The 18,913-nt window shown below is 42.2% G+C and carries 19 protein-coding genes and 1 other RNA gene; 15 read left to right on the plus strand and 5 right to left on the minus strand.

The genetic code is table 11. The features are described 5' to 3' along the window. Positions 1–32 precede the first annotated feature (32 nt). The 12 genes from tpiA to ACXADT_RS06975 all read left to right on the plus strand — a co-directional run bounded on the left by tpiA (position 33) and on the right by ACXADT_RS06975 (position 11,600). Positions 33–794: a triose-phosphate isomerase gene (gene tpiA, locus ACXADT_RS06920; RefSeq protein ID WP_270180047.1), complete on the plus strand. Its 762-nt coding sequence runs from the start codon at positions 33–35 to the stop codon at positions 792–794. Then, positions 787–2,319, plus strand: coding sequence for a 2,3-bisphosphoglycerate-independent phosphoglycerate mutase (gene gpmI, locus ACXADT_RS06925; RefSeq protein WP_474833893.1), 1,533 nt, complete (start codon positions 787–789; stop codon positions 2,317–2,319). The genes tpiA and gpmI overlap by 8 nt, the downstream gene beginning before the upstream one ends. 24 nt (positions 2,320–2,343) lie before the next feature. Then, positions 2,344–3,633 (plus strand): phosphopyruvate hydratase, encoded by a 1,290-nt coding sequence (eno, locus tag ACXADT_RS06930; protein ID WP_270180045.1) that lies wholly within the window; start codon positions 2,344–2,346, stop codon positions 3,631–3,633. Positions 3,634–3,778: 145 nt separating this feature from the next. After that, positions 3,779–4,009 carry a preprotein translocase subunit SecG gene (gene secG, locus ACXADT_RS06935; RefSeq protein WP_270180044.1) on the plus strand — a complete coding sequence of 77 codons (231 nt, stop codon included), beginning with the start codon at positions 3,779–3,781 and terminating at the stop codon, positions 4,007–4,009. A 212-nt stretch (positions 4,010–4,221) separates the two neighbouring features. After that, positions 4,222–4,971: an alpha/beta hydrolase gene (locus tag ACXADT_RS06940; RefSeq protein WP_474814728.1), complete on the plus strand. Its 750-nt coding sequence runs from the start codon at positions 4,222–4,224 to the stop codon at positions 4,969–4,971. 33 nt (positions 4,972–5,004) lie between these two features. Continuing rightward, complete coding sequence (gene rnr, locus ACXADT_RS06945) at positions 5,005–7,320, plus strand: ribonuclease R (RefSeq protein WP_474833895.1); 2,316 nt, start codon at positions 5,005–5,007, stop codon at positions 7,318–7,320. A gap of 84 nt (positions 7,321–7,404) precedes the next feature. Continuing rightward, positions 7,405–7,872, plus strand: coding sequence for an SsrA-binding protein SmpB (gene smpB / locus ACXADT_RS06950; RefSeq protein WP_270180042.1), 468 nt, complete (start codon positions 7,405–7,407; stop codon positions 7,870–7,872). Positions 7,873–7,969: 97 nt separating this feature from the next. Further along, positions 7,970–8,328, plus strand: a transfer-messenger RNA (tmRNA) gene (gene ssrA, locus ACXADT_RS06955). 213 nt (positions 8,329–8,541) lie between these two features. Further along, positions 8,542–9,486, plus strand: a complete 945-nt coding sequence (locus ACXADT_RS06960) for a helix-turn-helix domain-containing protein (protein WP_474833897.1) — start codon at positions 8,542–8,544, stop codon at positions 9,484–9,486. 15 nt (positions 9,487–9,501) lie between these two features. Continuing rightward, a complete protein-coding gene (locus ACXADT_RS06965) occupies positions 9,502–9,897 on the plus strand; it encodes a DUF1761 domain-containing protein (protein ID WP_474833899.1) in 396 nt (131 codons plus the stop codon). A gap of 156 nt (positions 9,898–10,053) precedes the next feature. Beyond that, positions 10,054–10,752, plus strand: a complete 699-nt coding sequence (locus ACXADT_RS06970) for an SDR family oxidoreductase (RefSeq protein WP_474833901.1) — start codon at positions 10,054–10,056, stop codon at positions 10,750–10,752. Positions 10,753–11,048: 296 nt separating this feature from the next. Continuing rightward, positions 11,049–11,600 (plus strand): DJ-1/PfpI family protein, encoded by a 552-nt coding sequence (locus ACXADT_RS06975; protein WP_270180022.1) that lies wholly within the window; start codon positions 11,049–11,051, stop codon positions 11,598–11,600. A 39-nt stretch (positions 11,601–11,639) separates the two neighbouring features. On the opposite strand, the gene ACXADT_RS06980 is transcribed toward ACXADT_RS06975, so the two are convergent. Then, on the minus strand, positions 11,640–12,176 hold the full coding sequence (locus ACXADT_RS06980) for a DUF6944 family repetitive protein (protein ID WP_442865110.1): 537 nt from the start codon (positions 12,174–12,176) through the stop codon (positions 11,640–11,642). A 75-nt stretch (positions 12,177–12,251) separates the two neighbouring features. Continuing rightward, positions 12,252–13,451, minus strand: a complete 1,200-nt coding sequence (locus ACXADT_RS06985) for an MFS transporter (protein WP_474833903.1) — start codon at positions 13,449–13,451, stop codon at positions 12,252–12,254. A gap of 160 nt (positions 13,452–13,611) precedes the next feature. Between ACXADT_RS06985 and ACXADT_RS06990 the strand changes: the two genes are divergently transcribed. Continuing rightward, positions 13,612–13,770 (plus strand): DUF1540 domain-containing protein, encoded by a 159-nt coding sequence (locus ACXADT_RS06990; RefSeq protein ID WP_270180019.1) that lies wholly within the window; start codon positions 13,612–13,614, stop codon positions 13,768–13,770. 21 nt (positions 13,771–13,791) lie between these two features. On the opposite strand, the gene ACXADT_RS06995 is transcribed toward ACXADT_RS06990, so the two are convergent. Beyond that, complete coding sequence (locus ACXADT_RS06995; protein WP_270180018.1) at positions 13,792–14,235, minus strand: SRPBCC family protein; 444 nt, start codon at positions 14,233–14,235, stop codon at positions 13,792–13,794. Then, entirely contained in the window at positions 14,232–15,041 is an 810-nt protein-coding gene (locus tag ACXADT_RS07000) for a helix-turn-helix domain-containing protein (protein ID WP_474833905.1), read from the minus strand. The genes ACXADT_RS06995 and ACXADT_RS07000 overlap by 4 nt, the downstream gene beginning before the upstream one ends. 251 nt (positions 15,042–15,292) lie before the next feature. Here ACXADT_RS07000 and ilvD point away from each other — a divergent pair, with 251 nt between their 5' ends. After that, entirely contained in the window at positions 15,293–16,987 is a 1,695-nt protein-coding gene (gene ilvD / locus ACXADT_RS07005; RefSeq protein ID WP_474833907.1) for a dihydroxy-acid dehydratase, read from the plus strand. Positions 16,988–17,093: 106 nt separating this feature from the next. Beyond that, a complete protein-coding gene (locus ACXADT_RS07010; RefSeq protein WP_474833909.1) occupies positions 17,094–18,089 on the plus strand; it encodes a nuclease-related domain-containing protein in 996 nt (331 codons plus the stop codon). Between the two features lie 212 nt (positions 18,090–18,301). Here ACXADT_RS07010 and ACXADT_RS07015 read toward each other — a convergent pair whose 3' ends face one another. Continuing rightward, positions 18,302–18,721: a VOC family protein gene (locus ACXADT_RS07015; RefSeq protein ID WP_270180014.1), complete on the minus strand. Its 420-nt coding sequence runs from the start codon at positions 18,719–18,721 to the stop codon at positions 18,302–18,304. Positions 18,722–18,913: the final 192 nt, after the last annotated feature.

Consider the following 18,913-nt stretch of genomic DNA (forward strand, 5'->3'; position numbering starts at 1 on the left):
TTACATTACTACCAAAAGGATGGTGAGTGAACATGCGTAAACCAATCATCGCAGGGAACTGGAAGATGAACAAAACACTTACTGAAACGAAGAACTTCGTAGATGAAGTAAAAGGACTAATTCCAAGTGCCGACCGCGTGGATTCAGTCGTCTGTGCTCCAGCTCTTTTCCTTGATTATCTAACGGATGAGCTTAAAGACAATGCGCTAATGACTGGTGCACAAAACATGCACTTTGAAGAAAACGGAGCGTTCACAGGGGAAATTAGCCCTGTAGCACTTAACGATCTTGGCGTAGAATATGTCATCCTTGGTCACTCTGAGCGTCGTGAACTGTTTGGTGAAACGGACGAAATCGTAAATCAAAAAGTCCATGCTGCGTTCAAACACAATATGACTCCGATCATTTGCGTTGGTGAAACGTTAGAACAGCGTGAAAGCAATGTAACGGAAGACGTTGTGAAGGTTCAAGTTCAAAAAGCAATCGCTGGCTTAACGAACGAACAAGTTGCTCAATCTGTTATTGCTTATGAACCAATCTGGGCAATCGGAACTGGTAAAACAGCAACAAGCGAGCAGGCGAATGATGTTTGTGCATTTATTCGTAACGTTCTTAAAGAAGAAACGACTGAAGAGACAGCAAACGCTGTTCGAATTCAGTACGGTGGCAGTGTAAAACCTGCTAATATTGAAGAGCTTATGAGTCAGTCTGATATCGATGGTGCTCTTGTTGGTGGCGCTAGTCTTGATGCGAAGTCTTTCCTACAGCTTTTGGAGGCTGGTCAGAATGCCTAAAAAGCCAAATGCTCTTATCATTCTCGATGGCTTTGGCCTAAGAGATGAAGAGAAAGGAAATGCAGTAGCACAGGCGAATAAGCCTAATTTTGATCGCTATTGGAATCAGTTCCCACACGCAACTCTTGAAGCGTCTGGAGAGGCCGTTGGTCTTCCAGATGGACAAATGGGTAACTCTGAAGTTGGACACTTGAATATCGGTGCCGGCCGTATCGTATATCAAAGTTTAACGAGAGTGAACCTTGCTATTAAAGAAGGCGACTTCTATGAAAACCAAACATTTATTGAAGCGATGGATCACGCTATCGAAAAGGGAACAAGCCTACACTTGTTCGGCCTTCTATCAGATGGTGGAATTCATAGTCACATCAAGCACCTTTTCGCTCTACTTGAGCTTGCAGCGAAGAAAGGTGTAAAGAATGTTTATGTTCATGGCTTTCTAGATGGTAGAGATGTTGGTCAGAAATCAGCGAAGACCTACATCAAACAGCTTCAAGATAAGATGGACGACCTCGGAGTAGGGCGCCTTGCAACGATTTCGGGCCGTTACTATTCGATGGATCGTGATAAGCGATGGGACCGAGTAGAGAAATCTTACCAGGCGATTGCTTATGGTGAAGGTCCATCTTACAAAGATCCATTTGAAGTGATCGATGATAACTACAAGAATGAAATCTACGATGAGTTCGTTCTTCCTTCAGTGCTAACTGAAGAAGACGGCTCTCCAATTGCGACGGTAGATAGCGAGGATGCAGTCATCTTCTTTAACTTCCGTCCCGACCGAGCAATTCAGATTTCACAAGTCTTTACGAACGAAGATTTCCGTGGCTTTGACCGTGGAGAAAACCGTCCTAAAGACATTTACTTTGTATCTTTGACACACTTCAGTGAAACTGTGGGTGGAGACGTAGCTTTCAAACCAGTTAACTTAGATAATACGCTTGGTGAGGCGCTATCTCAGCAGGACTATACTCAGCTTCGTATCGCAGAAACTGAAAAATATCCTCACGTAACGTTCTTCTTTAGCGGTGGACGTGAAGAGGAATTCCCAGGGGAAGAGCGTATTTTAATTGATTCTCCTAAGGTTGCAACCTATGATTTGAAGCCGGAAATGAGTGCTTATGAAGTGACGGACGCGTTACTAAAAGAACTCGATGCGGATAAACATGATGCGATCATCTTGAATTTTGCTAACCCTGACATGGTAGGGCATTCCGGAATGCTCGAACCTACAGTCAAAGCCATTGAAGCTGTTGACGAATGTCTTGGTAAGATCGTTGACAAGATTAAAGAAAAAGGCGGAAATGCAATCATTACCGCTGACCACGGGAACTCGGATGAAGTGACTACACTCGATGGTGATGCGATGACAGCACATACAACGAGTCCCGTACCTGTAATCGTTACGAAAGAAGGAGTAGAGCTTCGTACAGATGGTATTCTTGCGGACTTATCACCAACCCTTCTTGAATTACTAGGTGGAAACCAACCTAAAGAAATGACAGGAAAATCGTTAATTAAGTAATTCACATTAAAAGGAGATGACATTATGCCAATCATTACTGACGTTTATGCACGCGAAGTCCTAGACTCTCGTGGCAATCCAACAGTTGAAGTAGAAGTATTTACAGATGCGGGCGTAAAAGCACGCGCAATGGTACCTTCAGGTGCATCCACTGGCGAATACGAAGCAGTTGAGCTTCGTGATGGCGACAAAGGCCGTTACCTTGGTAAAGGTGTAGAAAAAGCAGTAGCAAACATTAACGAAACAATCGCTCCTGAGCTAGTAGGCATGAGCGTTTACGACCAGCTTGGTATCGACAACATGATGATCGATATGGACGGTACTGACAACAAAGCGAAACTAGGCGCTAATGCGATCCTAGGCGTTTCTATGGCTGTAGCTCGTGCAGCTGCTGAAGAGCTTGAGCTTCCACTATATGTTTACCTTGGTGGATTCAACGCGAAAACTCTTCCAACACCGATGATGAACATCCTAAACGGTGGTGAACATGCTGATAACAACGTAGACATCCAAGAATTCATGGTTATGCCTGTTGGCGCACCTTCTTTCAAAGAAGCACTACGTACTGGTGCAGAGATCTTCCACAGCTTAAAAGGTGTTCTTAAAGAAAAAGGTCTTAACACTTCTGTAGGTGACGAAGGTGGATTCGCTCCTAACCTTGGTTCAAACGAAGAAGCGATCCAAACGATCATCGAAGCAATTGAAAAAGCAGGCTACAAGCCTGGCGAAGAAGTTATGCTAGCTCTTGATGTAGCATCTTCTGAAATCTACAAAGACGGTAAATACAATCTTGCTGGAGAAGGTGTTGTAAAAACATCTGACGAAATGATTGAATTCTACAGCCAGCTTTGTGAAAAATACCCAATCATCTCGATCGAAGACGGTCTAGACGAAAACGATTGGGAAGGCTGGGAGAAGCTGACTCAAGCACTTGGTGAGAAAGTACAGCTTGTTGGTGACGATCTATTCGTTACAAACACAAACAAACTTTCTGAAGGTATCGAGCGTAGCGTTGGTAACTCAATTCTAATCAAAGTGAACCAAATCGGTACACTTACTGAAACGTTCGAAGCAATCGAAATGGCGAAGCGTGCTGGTTATACAGCTGTTATCTCTCACCGTTCTGGTGAAACAGAAGATACAACAATCGCTGATATCGCAGTTGCAACAAACGCTGGACAAATTAAAACAGGCGCACCGTCTCGTACGGATCGCGTTGCGAAGTACAACCAACTTCTTCGTATCGAAGATGAGCTTGAGCACCTTGCAGTTTACGGTGGTAAGACAAGCTTCTATAATCTTGCTAACAAGTAAGGTCATTCACTCCCCCTCATGTTAATCATGAGGGGGTTTTTGTGTTAGGCTGAAAGTAACGAGGGTTTCCGAAATTTATTGCTTTTATTGAAATTTTTGTGGTAAATTTATAGTATTGGAAGGTTAATGTCCGGGAGGTGGAATCATGCATCTAGCAGCATCTATTGCGTTAATCATCGTATCGATCTTACTAATCACTGTCGTATTGCTTCAATCAAGTAAAAGCGCAGGTTTATCAGGAGCAATTACTGGTGGCGCTGAACAGTTATTCGGAAAGCAAAAAGCTCGCGGTTTTGAAGCCGTATTAAATAAAGTGACGGTCGTACTCGCCGTATTATTCTTTGTTCTTTCTATTTTAGTTGCGTACCTCGTGTAACGCAGGAGGCAGCAAGTGATGAACCACTTGCTGCTTTTTTATTTTTAAAAACTCAATGGTTTTTTACATAAGCATTCAGGGTAGGAAAATTAAAAGGAGCACTTTCCTTTAGCCTCCCTGATGGAAAAGGTAAAATACAGATAGAATTTATAATCAAACTAATCAAAGGAAAAGCTACATGAGAGAGGTAGAGCTTTCGAAGGAGGAAACACATCATGAAAGTTGTTGCACCAAAACCTTTTACATTCGAAGGAGGTAATAGGGCGGTATTGATGCTTCATGGTTTTACAGGAAATTCAGCCGACGTCCGAATGATGGGCAGGTATTTACAGGAGCAGGGCTACACTTGTCATGCCCCGCAATACAAAGGACACGGCGTGCCGCCTGAAGAACTAGTACATACAGGTCCGTCTGATTGGTGGAAAGATGTTCAAGAAGGATATAACAAGCTCAAGGAAATGGGCCATGACGAAATTGCAGTAGTGGGATTATCTCTCGGAGGCGTATTTTCCCTAAAGCTCGGCTATACTGTTCCTGTAAAGGGAATCGTACCCATGTGTGCCCCGATGGATATGAAAGACGAAGAAACGATGTATGAGGGCGTACTCGCATATGCGAGAGAATATAAGAAATACGAGCGTAAATCTCCTGAACAGATTGAAGAGGAAATGGAAGCGTTCAAAGAAACACCGATGAATACACTAGGTGAATTACGAGATTTGATCTACGATGTAAGAGATAACATCGATATGATCTATGCACCCGCTTTTGTCGTCCAAGCGAGACACGATGAAATGATCAATACGGATAGTGCGAATGTCATCCATGACAATATCGAATCTGATGAGAAAAGCTTAAAATGGTATGAGAATTCAACACATGTCATCACGTTAGGAAAAGAAAAAGAAGTCCTTCATAAGGATGTCCTTGAATTTCTTAACGGACTCGACTGGAAAGAATAATACGTTAATTTGTTTGAAGGAAGGTGAAACGATATGGCAGAAGAACATGTACAAAAAATATTGAGCTACATGAAAGACGAGGCATATAAACCATTAACGGTTAAAGAACTTGAAGAAGTGTTCGGTATTCAAGATTCGAGTGAATTCAAAGATTTCGTTCAAACGTTAAATATGATGGAAGACGATGGTTTGATTGTGAGGACCCGCACGAATCGATATGGTTTACCAGAGAAGATGAACCTCGTTCGTGGTAAACTTCAGGTTCATGCGAAAGGATTTGCGTTTCTACTCGCTGAAGGCGAAACGGATGAGAAGGATGTTTACATTAATCAAGGCGATTTGAACGGAGCGATGAACGGTGACCGTGTTATCGTGCGTTTGCATTCTAAATCCTCAGGCTCTCGTCCTGAAGGAACCGTAATTAGAATCATCGAGCGTGGTGTGAAGCGAACCGTCGGAACATATTCTGATAGTAAGCACTTTGGTTTTGTGATAGCGGATGACAAACGAATCCCGCATGATATTTTTATTCCAAAAGGCTCGACTGCTGGAGCCGTTGATGGTCACAAGGTAGTAGTAGAGATTACAAAATATCCTGAAGGAAGAATGAGTGCGGAAGGAAAGATAACGGAAATCCTCGGTCATAAAAATGATCCTGGTGTTGATATTCTTTCTATCATCCACAAACATGAGCTTCCGGGAGAATTTCCTGATGCTGCTATGGAACAAGCGACAAACACGCCCGATCAGATCGATGAGAAAGAAATTGAAGGTCGACGAGATCTTCGAAACGAAACGATTGTAACGATCGATGGTGCAGATGCAAAGGACCTTGACGATGCTGTTAACGTTGAAAAATTATCGAATGGTAATTACAAGCTTGGCGTTCACATCGCAGATGTCACCTATTACGTAAAAGAAAACTCACCGATCGATCAAGAAGCGTTAGAAAGAGGGACGAGCGTTTACCTCGTGGATCGCGTCATTCCCATGATTCCGCACCGTTTATCAAATGGAATCTGTAGTTTGAATCCACAGGTCGACCGCTTAACGATTTCTTGTGAGATGGAAATCACCCCTGGTGGTGAAGTCGTTCATCATGAAATCTTCCCAAGTGTGATCAAAACGACTGAACGCATGACATACACGGATGTGCGGAAAATATTAAATCGTGAAGATGATGAGGTAATCGAACGATATAAATCGCTCGTACCGTTCTTTGATGGTATGGGTGAACTTGCTGAAATCCTGCGCAAAAACCGCTTCGAGCGAGGCGCGATCGACTTTGACTTCGCTGAAGCAAAGGTTCTTGTGGATGATGAAGGCAGCCCACAAGACATCGTTTTGAGAGAACGATCTGTAGCTGAGCGTCTTATCGAAGAATTCATGCTCGTAGCTAACGAAACGGTCGCGCAGCATTTCCACTGGATGGATGTTCCGTTTATGTATCGTATTCACGAAGATCCCGACTCTGAAAAGCTAGATACGTTCTTTGAGTTCATTACAAACTTCGGGTATGCGATTCGAGGTAATGCGAATACCGTACACCCTCGTGCACTTCAAGAATTATTAGAGGAAGTAAGAGGTGAGCCAGAAGAAGCAGTCATTAGTAAGATCATGCTTCGTTCGATGCAACAGGCCAAGTACTTCCCTGAAAGCCTGGGGCACTTTGGTCTTTCGACTGATTTCTATACTCACTTTACCTCTCCAATCCGTCGTTATCCTGACTTGATCGTACACCGTTTGATCCGTACGTATCTATTTGAGAAGAAGGTAGACAACCAAACACGTGAGAAGTGGCAAGCTGCCCTTGGAGAAATTGCCCAGCATGCTTCAGCAATGGAAAGAAGAGCTGTCGATGCCGAGCGTGAAACGGATGATCTGAAGAAAGCGCAGTTTATGGAAGATAAAGTTGGGGAAGAGTTTGAAGGTGTGATCAGTGGCGTTACGAACTTCGGCCTGTTTGTTGAACTTCCTAACACGATCGAAGGCCTCGTCCATGTGAGTTACTTAACCGACGACTATTACCACTATGACGAAGGCGCGTACGCCATGATCGGTGAACGGACAGGGAATGTTTATCGAATCGGTGACGAGATTTCGATTCGTGTCCAAAACGTTAATGTTGATGAACGCGCGATTGATTTTGAAATCGTCGGCATGAAGCCACCGAAGCAGCGTCGCCGTAAAGAAAGTCCGAAGGTGATCCAGGGTGGTAAGCGTAAGAAACGTGGTAAGTCCAACAAAACGACGGATGCTGGTGCTAAGAAGCGGAAGTTCACACCGCCGAAAAACAGTCAAGGCACCAAGAAATCCAAAAAGAAAAAACGTAAGCCAGGTAAACGATAACTACAGCTGGTCGGAATGAGTCATCTTGACTTATTCTGACCATCTTGTTATACTGGTTTTTGACGCTTGAGAGGGGGAACGGTCATGCCAAAAGGTGATGGAAATCTTATTGCTCAAAATAAGAAAGCAAGACATGATTATTCAGTTGAAGAAACGTACGAAGCAGGGCTTGTTTTACAAGGAACTGAAATTAAATCCATCCGAGCACGACGCGTGAACCTAAAGGATTCTCATGCGATCATTCGTAAGGGCGAAGTTTACTTGATCAATATGCACATCAATGAGTATGAGCAAGGGAACAGATATAACCATGATCCTACACGTACTCGTAAGCTACTGATGAAGCGTAAAGAAATCGACAAACTGATCGGACTTACGAAAGAGCAAGGCTATACGCTTATTCCTTTAAAGCTCTATATAAAGAACGGATATGCCAAAGTTCTAATAGGTCTTGCAAAAGGTAAGAAAAAGTATGATAAGCGTCAAGATTTAAAACAAAAAACAATGAAGCGTGAGATCGACAAAGCTCTGAAAGAGCGTCAGAAGATATAATTTCCAGTTGATTACAAACGCTCATATGTTATACTAAAAAGTACCGAAACAAGTTAATAAGCGATAAGCGCTTCCCGTTTTCGGTTCTCATTCACATGGGGACGTTACGGATTCGACAGGGATAGGTCGAGCTTAAGTCGCGAGTCGAGTTGGCGAGCTACGTTAAAAACGCCACGCCTATAATTGGCAAAGAAAACAACAACTTCGCACTAGCAGCATAAACTGCTTTGCGGTTCCTCCCTCCATCGCCCATGTGGTAGGGTAAGGGACTCAACTTAAGTGGGATACGCCAACGATCCACCGTCTGAGGAAAGTTGGAAGAGATCAATCAGACTAGCTGCAAGGAAGCCTGTCGTTAGGCAGAATTGTAGTGAAACGCTAATATAACGACTACACTCGTAGAAGCTTAAGTGCCGATATTTCTGGACGTGGGTTCGACTCCCACCGTCTCCACCAATACATATGTTGGTGGTTTTTTTATGTCTTTTTTTAGTACAAAACTATTCACATTACATTCAATCAAACGACCACAGCTCTAATTATATTCGCTTCTTTTAGCACCAAAACGGACTCAACAACCTCGAGTCCGTTTTTTTATCGTGATAAACTTATGACAACATGTCTGATTAGCCGATACTATCTATAGGCTGAACGTAAAGGAGTTTTATCGTGAATACAGATGCAGAACAAACGAAGCATGTAAGTAAAGTACTAGAATACATTGAAGCAAATTTAACAGAATCATTACCATTACATACCCTTGCTGAGATCTCTACCTATTCTCCATATTACTTTCAGCGATTGTTTACGAAGATAATTGGGGAATCACCAGCAAGTTATATTAAAAGACTCCGATTAGAAAAAGCTGCTCATTTTCTAATTTACGAGCCTACGATGTCGATTACAACGATTGCTCATCAATGTGGTTTTTCCTCATTGTCCTATTTCACCTATTCATTTAACGATTATTTTCATACCAATCCAAAAAAGTGGCGAGAAGGAGCATACTTGGATCGTTTTGCTAGAGAGTACCAAGATAGCAAGAAATCTAAACTTTATAACAATAATATGAAAGAGAACTTTGAACCAAGCACTTATAATGAATTTAGTTATTTAGATCTATCCAATGTAAAGACTGTTTCCTTATCCAGCTATGTAACTGTTAAACGCTATAGCAAAGGTCCTTATACGGAGGGAGTTCAAGATGTGTGGGCGGAACTCTATCACTGGACTAATGCTAGAGGTTATTCCGCTGTTGAACTGTTAATGTTTGGAGTACCTAAGAACAACCCATACATTACACCTCCAGAAAAAAGCCTCTATGAGTGCTGTATAGGGCTAGAGGAATCAGAGCATATGACTACGAGTGATGAAGTGGTTGGAGAGTTTAATGGTGGAAATCATGTGTTGTATGAATTCGATGAACTCCTCGATTATCAAGAGAGAAGTAAAATCATCGAGTGTTATTCAGAATTATATAGCATCTGGTTACCTAAGAGTGGATATCGGTATCTTAGTAACCCGATTGAGCTTGTTCAATTAGAACAGGAGAAAGGGTCTTTACGTGTTAACTGTAAAATAAAGGCAATCGGTTTAGCGATTGAGCCTAAATGAATAGGGGGAATTAGAGTGTTGTCGATCAGTATTATCGGTATTATTGCAGGTGGACTACTTTATATGATTTATGGAGGCATTTATTATTCAGTGTTATTATCCGATAAAAAGAAAAGTGGAAATGAACAATTTTTACAACAAGCTTCAGCAGGTCCATTGAAATATGTCATTGCGGTGATAACGGCATTCGTCTCTTCATTCATCGTAGCGTTATTTGTTTCGATAAGCGGAACGACTGGAATATTATCGGGGTTAGGGATAGGGCTCTTAATTGGTACGATCATCACATTTGTATATTTGAAGAACCACAGGTTTGGATTGATGAGTAGAAGAGCTTTCTATATTGCGATAGGCGATCACCTTGTTGTCTTTACTTTACTTGGCGCGTTACATGGAATGTTTACGAACTAAAACCACCACTAAAGGTGGTTTTTTCGTTTAGATTCTCGGGCTATACTTATTGATAGAATTGTAAAAAATATATTTCCGTCGTCCAACACGTTTTTTTCGAAGCGATTTGTGGAAAGGATATGAGATACCTACTTAGGACATGAGGAGTTGAGGCAATTGGGTACGAAAACTGCACTTGTAACTGGTTCAAATAGAGGGATAGGTTTTGAAATCGCACGGCAGTTAGGGAAGCAAGGCGTCACAGTTCTCATGACTGCAAGAGATAAAGATAAAGGCGTAAAAGCGATGAAGGATTTAAAAGACGAGGGCCTCGACGTTCATTTTTATGAACTAGACATAACGAGTGATAGTAGTATAAAGCATCTGTATAGCGAAGTTTACAAAGATTTTCATAAACTCGATATTCTCATTAACAATGCAGGAATCTTCATCGATCAAGATTTTACTGTATTGGAACTTGACCGTGAAACTCTTTCAAAAACGATGGAGACGAATACGTACGGTCCATTATATTTAACGCAGGCATTGATTTCTTTACTTAAGAATAGTGAAGACGGCCGAGTTATCAATGTATCGAGCGGTCTTGGTTCTGGTAACAGCATTGGAGAGTCACATCCTGCTTACTCATTATCTAAAGCCGCATTGAACATCGTTACGATTCAATTAGCCGATGCGCTTCGAGATAAAGGGATCAAAGTCAATGCTATGTGTCCAGGCTGGGTTAAAACAGCTATGGGCGGAGAAGGTGCAATGAGATCTGTGACCGATGGGGCGGATACTGCGGTATGGCTTTCTCTTGGAGATGTGAAAACGACAGGGAAGTTCTATAGAGATCGTAAAGAGATTGATTGGTAGGTTGAGATATAAAGGTATGAATTAAAACAGATCCCCTCTGATGCAGGAGGGGATCTTACTATTTTAAGTAGATGCTTCATTTTTTGATTGTCTGATTGAACGGAGCCGCTTTCTTGCTGAATTTTTCCTCGCCGTGAACGCTTTTGCTAATCCCAATTTCGGGATGTTTCGATATATGCACTCACTATTTCCTTATATAATGTAAAAACGGTTTTAAATAAAACGTTATTTGAGTTAGTTCATTTCAAAATAAGGGTATGGAATTGACGTAATAACTAAGGTGGAGGTGCTTTTCAATGAGCAAAAAAGTGTTGATGATCACTGGCGATGCTGTCGAAGCGCTTGAAGTTTTCTATCCGTATTATCGTTGTCTAGAGGAAGGGTTAGAAGTGACGATTGCTGCCCCATCAGCGAAGAAATTGCAGACGGTTTGTCACGATTTCACTGGAGAGATGGAGACGTATGTAGAAAAGCCTGCATATGGAATCGAAGCGCATACTTCATTTAAAGAAATCGATCCTTCTGATTTTGATGGATTGATCATTCCAGGTGGACGTGCACCAGAGTATATCCGACTTGATGAGCATGTGCCGAATATTCTACGTCACTTTTTTGAAGAAAATAAGCCTGTAGGAGCGATATGCCACGCAGCACAAGTGCTGAGTGTCGTGTCTGATGTGATGGAAGGAAGAGAGTATACAGCTTACCCAGCATGTAAACCAGACGTTACAGCTTGTGGCGCTACATATAGCGAAGAACAGGTCCACACGCATCGTAATCTTGTGTCAGGACAAGCATGGCCTGACTTGCCACAATTTATGAAGGAATTCTTAACGCTACTGCGATAATGCTAAAACCCCTGGTGCTTCCACCAGGGATTTTTTTATTTACGGATATTTAGTTTGGCCGATGGCTGAAATGACAGATCCAACTGCTTGGATCCAACTACCCACTACATTGAGATTCTGTGCTTCTTTGCCTTTAAGTTCTTGGGCTCCTGATACAGCTTGGAGTGAGTTACCGATGACCTGAAGTAAGTTCCCATAGATATTATAAAGTTGTTCCTCTGAAGGCGTTTGTTCGAAAGCATCCCCAAGCGATGCACTTCCTCCAAGCGCCTGGAGCCAGTTTCCATCAATATTGAGGATCTGACTGATGCGTGAATTACTGTCTATGAGGATGCCAGCGACAACTGTTGAATTACCAACCGCTTGAATCTGGTTTCCTACTTTATTCAGATTAAAGGTTTCAACGGTATCTGCAATCAAAGCATTGCCTGTACCTTGCATGACGTTTCCAATCAGGTTAAGGGCATTCTTTAGCTCGTCACTCAATGATTTAAATGGTGTACTTCCAGTTGCAGCCAAAATGGTTCCTATCGCTTGAATCCAGGAACCTAATACAGCCTTTGTTTGATTGTCCATTGAAAATCGCCTACTCTATAGTAGTCCTAACATAGTGTATACAATTTCCCTCTGTTTGGTTCGAAAGTTGAGTAGTTAGCTTACTTTGATTGTTAAATTGGCTTTTTGACCAGCTTTATATTTTGTGAAAAAGGTAACGGTAATTGTGATTGATAGGATACCGAACATAACGCACATCAACTGCAAGCCGATCAAATCTAACATAAGACCTGTTAACAAGAGCACAACTTGGAAGATGATTCGGTCGAGCATGTTTCGGAACGAAAAGAACCTTCCGTGGTATTCTTTTGGTACTCTTGTTTGGAAGATCGTCGCAGCAGTTGGAAAAAAGCATCCGACTGAAAATCCAAAGATTGCAAATGCAACTACAGAAAGTACAGGAACCCATGCAAAGAATAACAAGAGCTGTGACAATCCGATAATAAATGAAAATACAAACAAAATGGTGTACGGAGATAAGTTATGAGCGAAGCGTTTTACAGTGAATGCTCCAATCATAAATGCGATGCCTTCAGCTGTGTAGATCCAGCTTTTAATCAATGTATTGTCTTGTAGTTCACTTATGTTGATGACCAACAGGTTAAATCCCCCGATGAATAACAATGGAACCATCGTCATGATAAGCGTCATCATGACGATCGGTAGCTCTTTCACGATAGGGAACAAGTCTTTAAACCCGCTCTGACCTTTAGAAATAGCAGCTCCCGTTTCTTTGTTTTCATCAATTTTTATGAAAAAGGTTAAAACGAACAACAGTAAATAAGCGACTAACGACATTGCGTACATCATACTGAGAGACATGATCGCAAGAAAGATCCCTGCAACTGCTGTTCCTAGAATCCGTGATAATGTAGAGACGTTCATATGGACTCCGTTCATCTGAAGTAAATCTTTTTCTTTCACGATAAGAGGAATGGCTGCCTGAAGTGCAGGAAAATAAAAAGCTGCTGCCAGTTGAACCATTACTAAGAAAACAACCATCCAGAGAACAGATCCGGTCTGGATCGCGATCAACATAAAAACAACGCTCAATGAACGTACAAATCCAGCCATAAGCATGACGGTTTTCTTTTTAACTTGGTCCGTTATTCGTCCGGCAAGTGGACCGATCGCAACACCAGCTAACAGTCCCGCTGCTAGAATGACGGCTTTCATAAAATCTGATGGTACTTTTTCTTGCATAAATTCAAGGTTACCGATGATACCAAGCCATAGTCCAAGCCCGGCAACAAATTCCCCCATTAAGAGAATCCATACATTTTTATTTCTCCACATAGCTGTTCCCTCAATCTCATAATATTTCTACCATCATATCATGTAACGCCGTAAAAAAATCAGGTTATATTTGTCTATTGTGAAGATAGCGAGGATAAACGGTGCCACCTGCATGAAAAAAATACTTTATGCTCATCTTAACCATAAGGAGGTGAGAAACATGGCATTAGATGTACTATGTGAGGTTGCAAACTGTGTTCATAACCGTGATGGTAGAAAATGCGAGGCGGACGAAATCTATGTTGTGAGTCACAAGGGGAAGAAAGCGAGCAACAGTGAGGAAACCGATTGTAAAACGTTTGAACCTGGTGTTCTATAAGACACCAAAACAAAGCCGGTTCTACTCGAGAACCGGCTTTTCTAGAATGTTTTTTAAGTTTTGATAATCTTGATCAACTGAACGGTGCACCATCTTTTTTAACAGAGGAGTTGCGAGCTTGAAAAGCCCGCCAGGATTACCTTCAACAACTGCCCTTACTAGACACCCCTCTTCAGCCGCTTCAACAGACCTCGTTACTTTGATCGGAAACGTGCTCGTTACACTTTCTATTTGAATACACGTATTCGGTTCAAAACGAGTGACAACGAATGAGGTGATGATTCGTTTGCCTAGAAACGTTGCGGTTTGGTCGTAAGTTGACCCTTCCTGAAGTGGGCCTTCAGAAGTGAAAGCTGCTTCAATCATTCCGCCTTGCCAGACAGGGTTATTTTCGAAGTTCGAGATATAGTCGAATACGACAGACGGATCACGGTTGATGACTCGTTCAGTTTTAATCACCATCATTTTTGAAGCTCACGATATGTCATACCTTCTTCTACATACTGTTTTAAGAACGTACCGAGTAGTTCCTTCCAGCCTCCATCATGGGCAGAGTGCCATTCAGGATCAAGTAAGCCTGAAGCATGATGAGATAACGCAATGACGGTTTCTCCATCTTCTTCACGAAGCTTATAGCTATATGCACTATTAACTGCTCCTTGCATGCCCAATAAGCCATTTAATCGAATCTCATACGGTGCGTTGATGAACGTAATCGTTCCCCATAACGCGCCTGCCTCACCCGATGCGCCGACTTCTATAAAACGACCGCCAACCTCTGGCTCAAAAGAGAGGGTCGATCCTTCCCCGCAAAGTCGATATGCCCACCAAGAATTGATATCTTCTGTTAGCGATTTAAACACTTGGTCGATCGGTGCTTGAATACGAATTTCTTGCTCGATTTGAAATGTGTCGTGCTTATATCCTTGAGTTTCCATTTTGTTTGTACCCCTTTCAAGAGTAGATTTTAATGATAATAGGGAAGAAGCGTTCATTGCCTGATACTTGTCCATCCAGCGGTTATACATTTGTTGAATCGGAACTGCGTTCAAGTAATTCATCCTCGAACGCCCTTCTCGCCGTACAAGGACCAAATTCGCTTCTTCTAGTTGAGATAGGTGTTTCATGACCGCATAACGACTAATGTCTTCAAACTGCTCATCTAAATACCCGGTCGTTTTTGGGCCGTCTTTCAATAGGTCGAGAATTTCTCTCCTTGTAGGATGAGTTAGTGCTTTAAAGGTCGCGGTTAACTCCTCATCATTGGTCAAATTTTATCACCCCAACTTATCATGTGACTTAAAGGTAACATTTATTATGTGACTTAATAGTAACATGTTATGCGTTTAATCAAAAGACATTTCTTCAGGTAATAATTGGTTAGAAAACGCTTACTATGAAATGTTTCGTAAAAATTCTGATAATGGTTTGCAGAAGGAGCTGAAAACTAGTATTATCAAAGAATATAAATTTTGAATAAACAAAATTATTAATTTTCACGCAAGGAGAAAGGGTGAGATGAATGACAGAAAAAAAAGATTTACGCATCCGAAGTAAAGTGATCAGTGAGGGTGTCAACAGGGTTCCAAATCGCTCTATGCTTCGAGCGGTTGGATTTACAGATGAGGATTTTAAAAAGCCTATGATCGGCGTAGCAAGTACATGGAGCGAAGTAACGCCGTGTAACGTACATATCGATAAGCTTGCTAGGGAAGCGAAAGGCGGGGCTAGAGATAATGGTGGAGCCCCTATGATCTTCAATACGATCACGGTATCAGATGGGATTGCGATGGGACATGAAGGCATGTTTTATTCTCTTCCTAGCCGTGAAATTATCGCTGATTCAATCGAGACGGTTACAAATGCTGAACGCTTAGATGGTATCGTAGCGATTGGCGGATGTGATAAAACGACCCCGGGATGTATGATGGCGATCGGAAGAATGAACATCCCTTCCGTTTATGTATATGGCGGTACGATTCAGCCCGGAAAGCTGAACGGAAACGACATCGACATCGTTTCTTCGTTCGAAGCAGTCGGCCAATATCAAGAAGGAAATATTAATGAAGAAGAACTACACAAAGTAGAATGCAATGCCTGCCCAGGAGCAGGGGCATGTGGAGGAATGTACACGGCGAATACGATGGCATCTGCTGTTGAAGCGCTCGGCATGAGTATCCCAGGTTCTTCTTCAACACCTGCCGTTAACGACTACAAAGAATCAGAATGTCGCCAAGCAGGGGAATTAGTCGTGAATCTGTTAGAAAAGGATATTTACCCACGCGACATCATGACAAAGAAAGCTTTTGAAAATGCGATTACCGTTGTCATGGCACTTGGAGGATCGACAAATGCGTTTCTTCATCTAACTGCAATGGCGCATTCAGCTGGTGTTGACCTTACTCTCGATGATTTTGAAACTGTACGTGAGCGCGTTCCCCACATTGCTGATATGAAACCGAGCGGTAAATATGTCATGCAAGATCTATATGAAATCGGCGGGGTCCCAGCAGTCATGAAGTTGCTTCATGAACATGGTCTTCTCCACGGAGATTGTCTCACTGTTACGGGTAAAACGGTCGCTGAAAATTTAGCTGAAGTGGAGTCTCTAACGGAAGGACAAGTCGTCATCAAGCCCCTCAACGATCCGATTAAGCCGAACGGTCCACTTGTCGTACTTCGAGGTAACCTAGCCCCTGAAGGTGCCGTTGCCAAAATGTCTGGCCAGAAAATCAGTCGTTTCGAAGGCCCAGCACGTGTTTACGACAGTGAGGCAGAAGCAACAACCGCGATTGAAAACAACGAGATCAAAGAAGGCGATGTTCTCGTTATTCGAAACGTTGGACCAAAGGGCGGACCTGGAATGCCTGAGATGCTTTCGATCACAGCGATGATCGTCGGTAGAGGTCTCGGCGGAAAAGTCGCGCTGCTAACTGACGGTCGATTCTCTGGTGGTTCTCACGGATTCGTGATCGGCCACGTTTCTCCTGAAGCGTTCGTTGGCGGCCCGATCGGATTGCTAAAAGAAGGCGACACAATTACGATCGACAGCGATACGCAAGAAATCAATTTCAACGTAACAGATCTCGAACTTGAAAGACGTAAAGCGGAATGGGTCAGACCAGAATTACGTTACAAAACTGGTATTCTAGGAAAATATGCAAGATTAGTATCTTCCTCTGCCAAAGGCGCAGTAACGGATTTGGATATTGAATAGCACGAAGGCTTCCCTCTTTTGGAGGGGGGTCTTTTTTATTGAGGAGGAGTGGAGGGAGTTGAGGAGAATGTTAGTTAGGTGAATAGATGAAAGGACTGAAGAAAACGTGATAGCCAAAAATCGAAACACCCCGCATTATCTCCTCAAACTAACTGCTCTTATGAAACGTCTCCCTGCACACCTGCCAATAATAGAAGAAGTCAGAGAACAAGTAGCGATTCATAAAGCTGGTTTTCAAGGAGAACGTTCGCTAGATTTTCCGCTTAGTTTTCTGAATAGCAAAGACCATACCGTTTATCATGATATTCGCATCGCTAACGGCTCATTTTATTTCCAAATCGACTCATTGGTGGTAACTCAGTATTACTTACTAGTGATAGAAGTTAAAAATATTTCTGGCACTTTGTTATTTGATCCAGTTTTTAACCAACTTATTAGAACGTCAAGGAATGGTGAGGTGGAAGAAGCATTCCCGGATCCCTTAACCCAGGTTAGGCGACAGCAGATACAATTACTAACGTTTATGAGGCAGCATCGAATTTCCGGTCTACCTATTGAAACCCTCGTCGTTATAAGTAATAAAAGCACAGTTGTTAAAGCAACGAACGAAGTAAAAAGAATAGCTACTCAAGTGATTAAAAGTGATTACCTTCCTACAAAAATAAAAGAGTTTGATAGGAAGTATCAGAATGAAATGCTATCGATAAAGGAGTTGAAAAGATTAGGACGCCTGCTCGTAAAGCACCACACCCCACTTGAAATCAATGTTTTAAAGAGGTTCTCTCTTACCCGGTCTGATCTTTTAGATGGCGTTCACTGTCCTCGATGTGGCTATTTACCGATGAAGAGACTCCATGGGAGGTGGTGTTGTATGAATTGTGGAGAGGTTTCGAGGGATGCTCATCTGGAAGCGCTGAGGGATTATGCTTTGTTGGTGGATGAATGGGTTACGAATCAAGAGGTAAGAAGGTTTTTGAAGATGGAGTCTAGTGATGCAGCTACGAGGTTGTTAAGAGGGCTTAATCTAAATTATTCTGGTACTAATAAAGGCCGTAGATACCAGCTAGAAAAAGTGAAGGTTCAGAGTTTCGCGGATAAATAACTTTTTTCGCGGATATCTAAGGTGATTTCGCGGATATATCCTCAAAATCGCGGATATAATCAAATTTTCGCGGATATATTCGGAATATCGCGGATAACGGCTCTTTTTAGCTTTTCAAAACCCGCTTGCACCCCCGCTCCAGCCACATCCCACACAAAAACCCCGTAAAAAAACCCGTCACTCTCCGTGACAGGCTTTCATTCACTCAATTATTACTTTGCTTTCGCCTTTTCAAAGTTCAAATCCCACGTAATTCCGTATGCATCCTTAACTTTTCCGAAGATTGCTCCCCAAAACGTGTCTTGAAGCTCCATTTTGACAGTTCCTCTTTCTTTCAATCGTCCATAGATCTCGTTGATTTCTTCTTCAGAATCGAGCTCTAGTGCTAAAGAAATGTTATTTCCTACAGCTACATTCTGGTTGTCGAACGTATCAGAGACCATGAAGTAAAGGCCATCGCTTCTAAAGCGGGCATGCATAACACGGTCGTCCATGCCTGGAGGGGTTTCGAAGTCTGCATCTCCGAAAGTTTGGAGATCTGTAATTTCACCACCGAAAACTTCCTTATAATAGTTCAATGCTTCTTTCGCTGTGCCTTCAAATGTAAAGTATGGAACTGCTTGTTGCTTCATTAAATACACGCTCCTTTTTAGTTAGTAGAATGCTGTCATCACCATTATAGTATAGCTCATTTCAATACCCTAGTCTAGAACGTATGTTCCTAATCTTTTATCAATTTTAAGGTGGAGATCATTTTTCTAAAAAAATGTTTTATTTTGGGAGAGAGAGGGGATTCACCATGTAGACGATTTTTTACATATTTC

The sequence above is a fragment of the Anaerobacillus sp. ABR4_321 genome, from assembly GCF_056158505.1.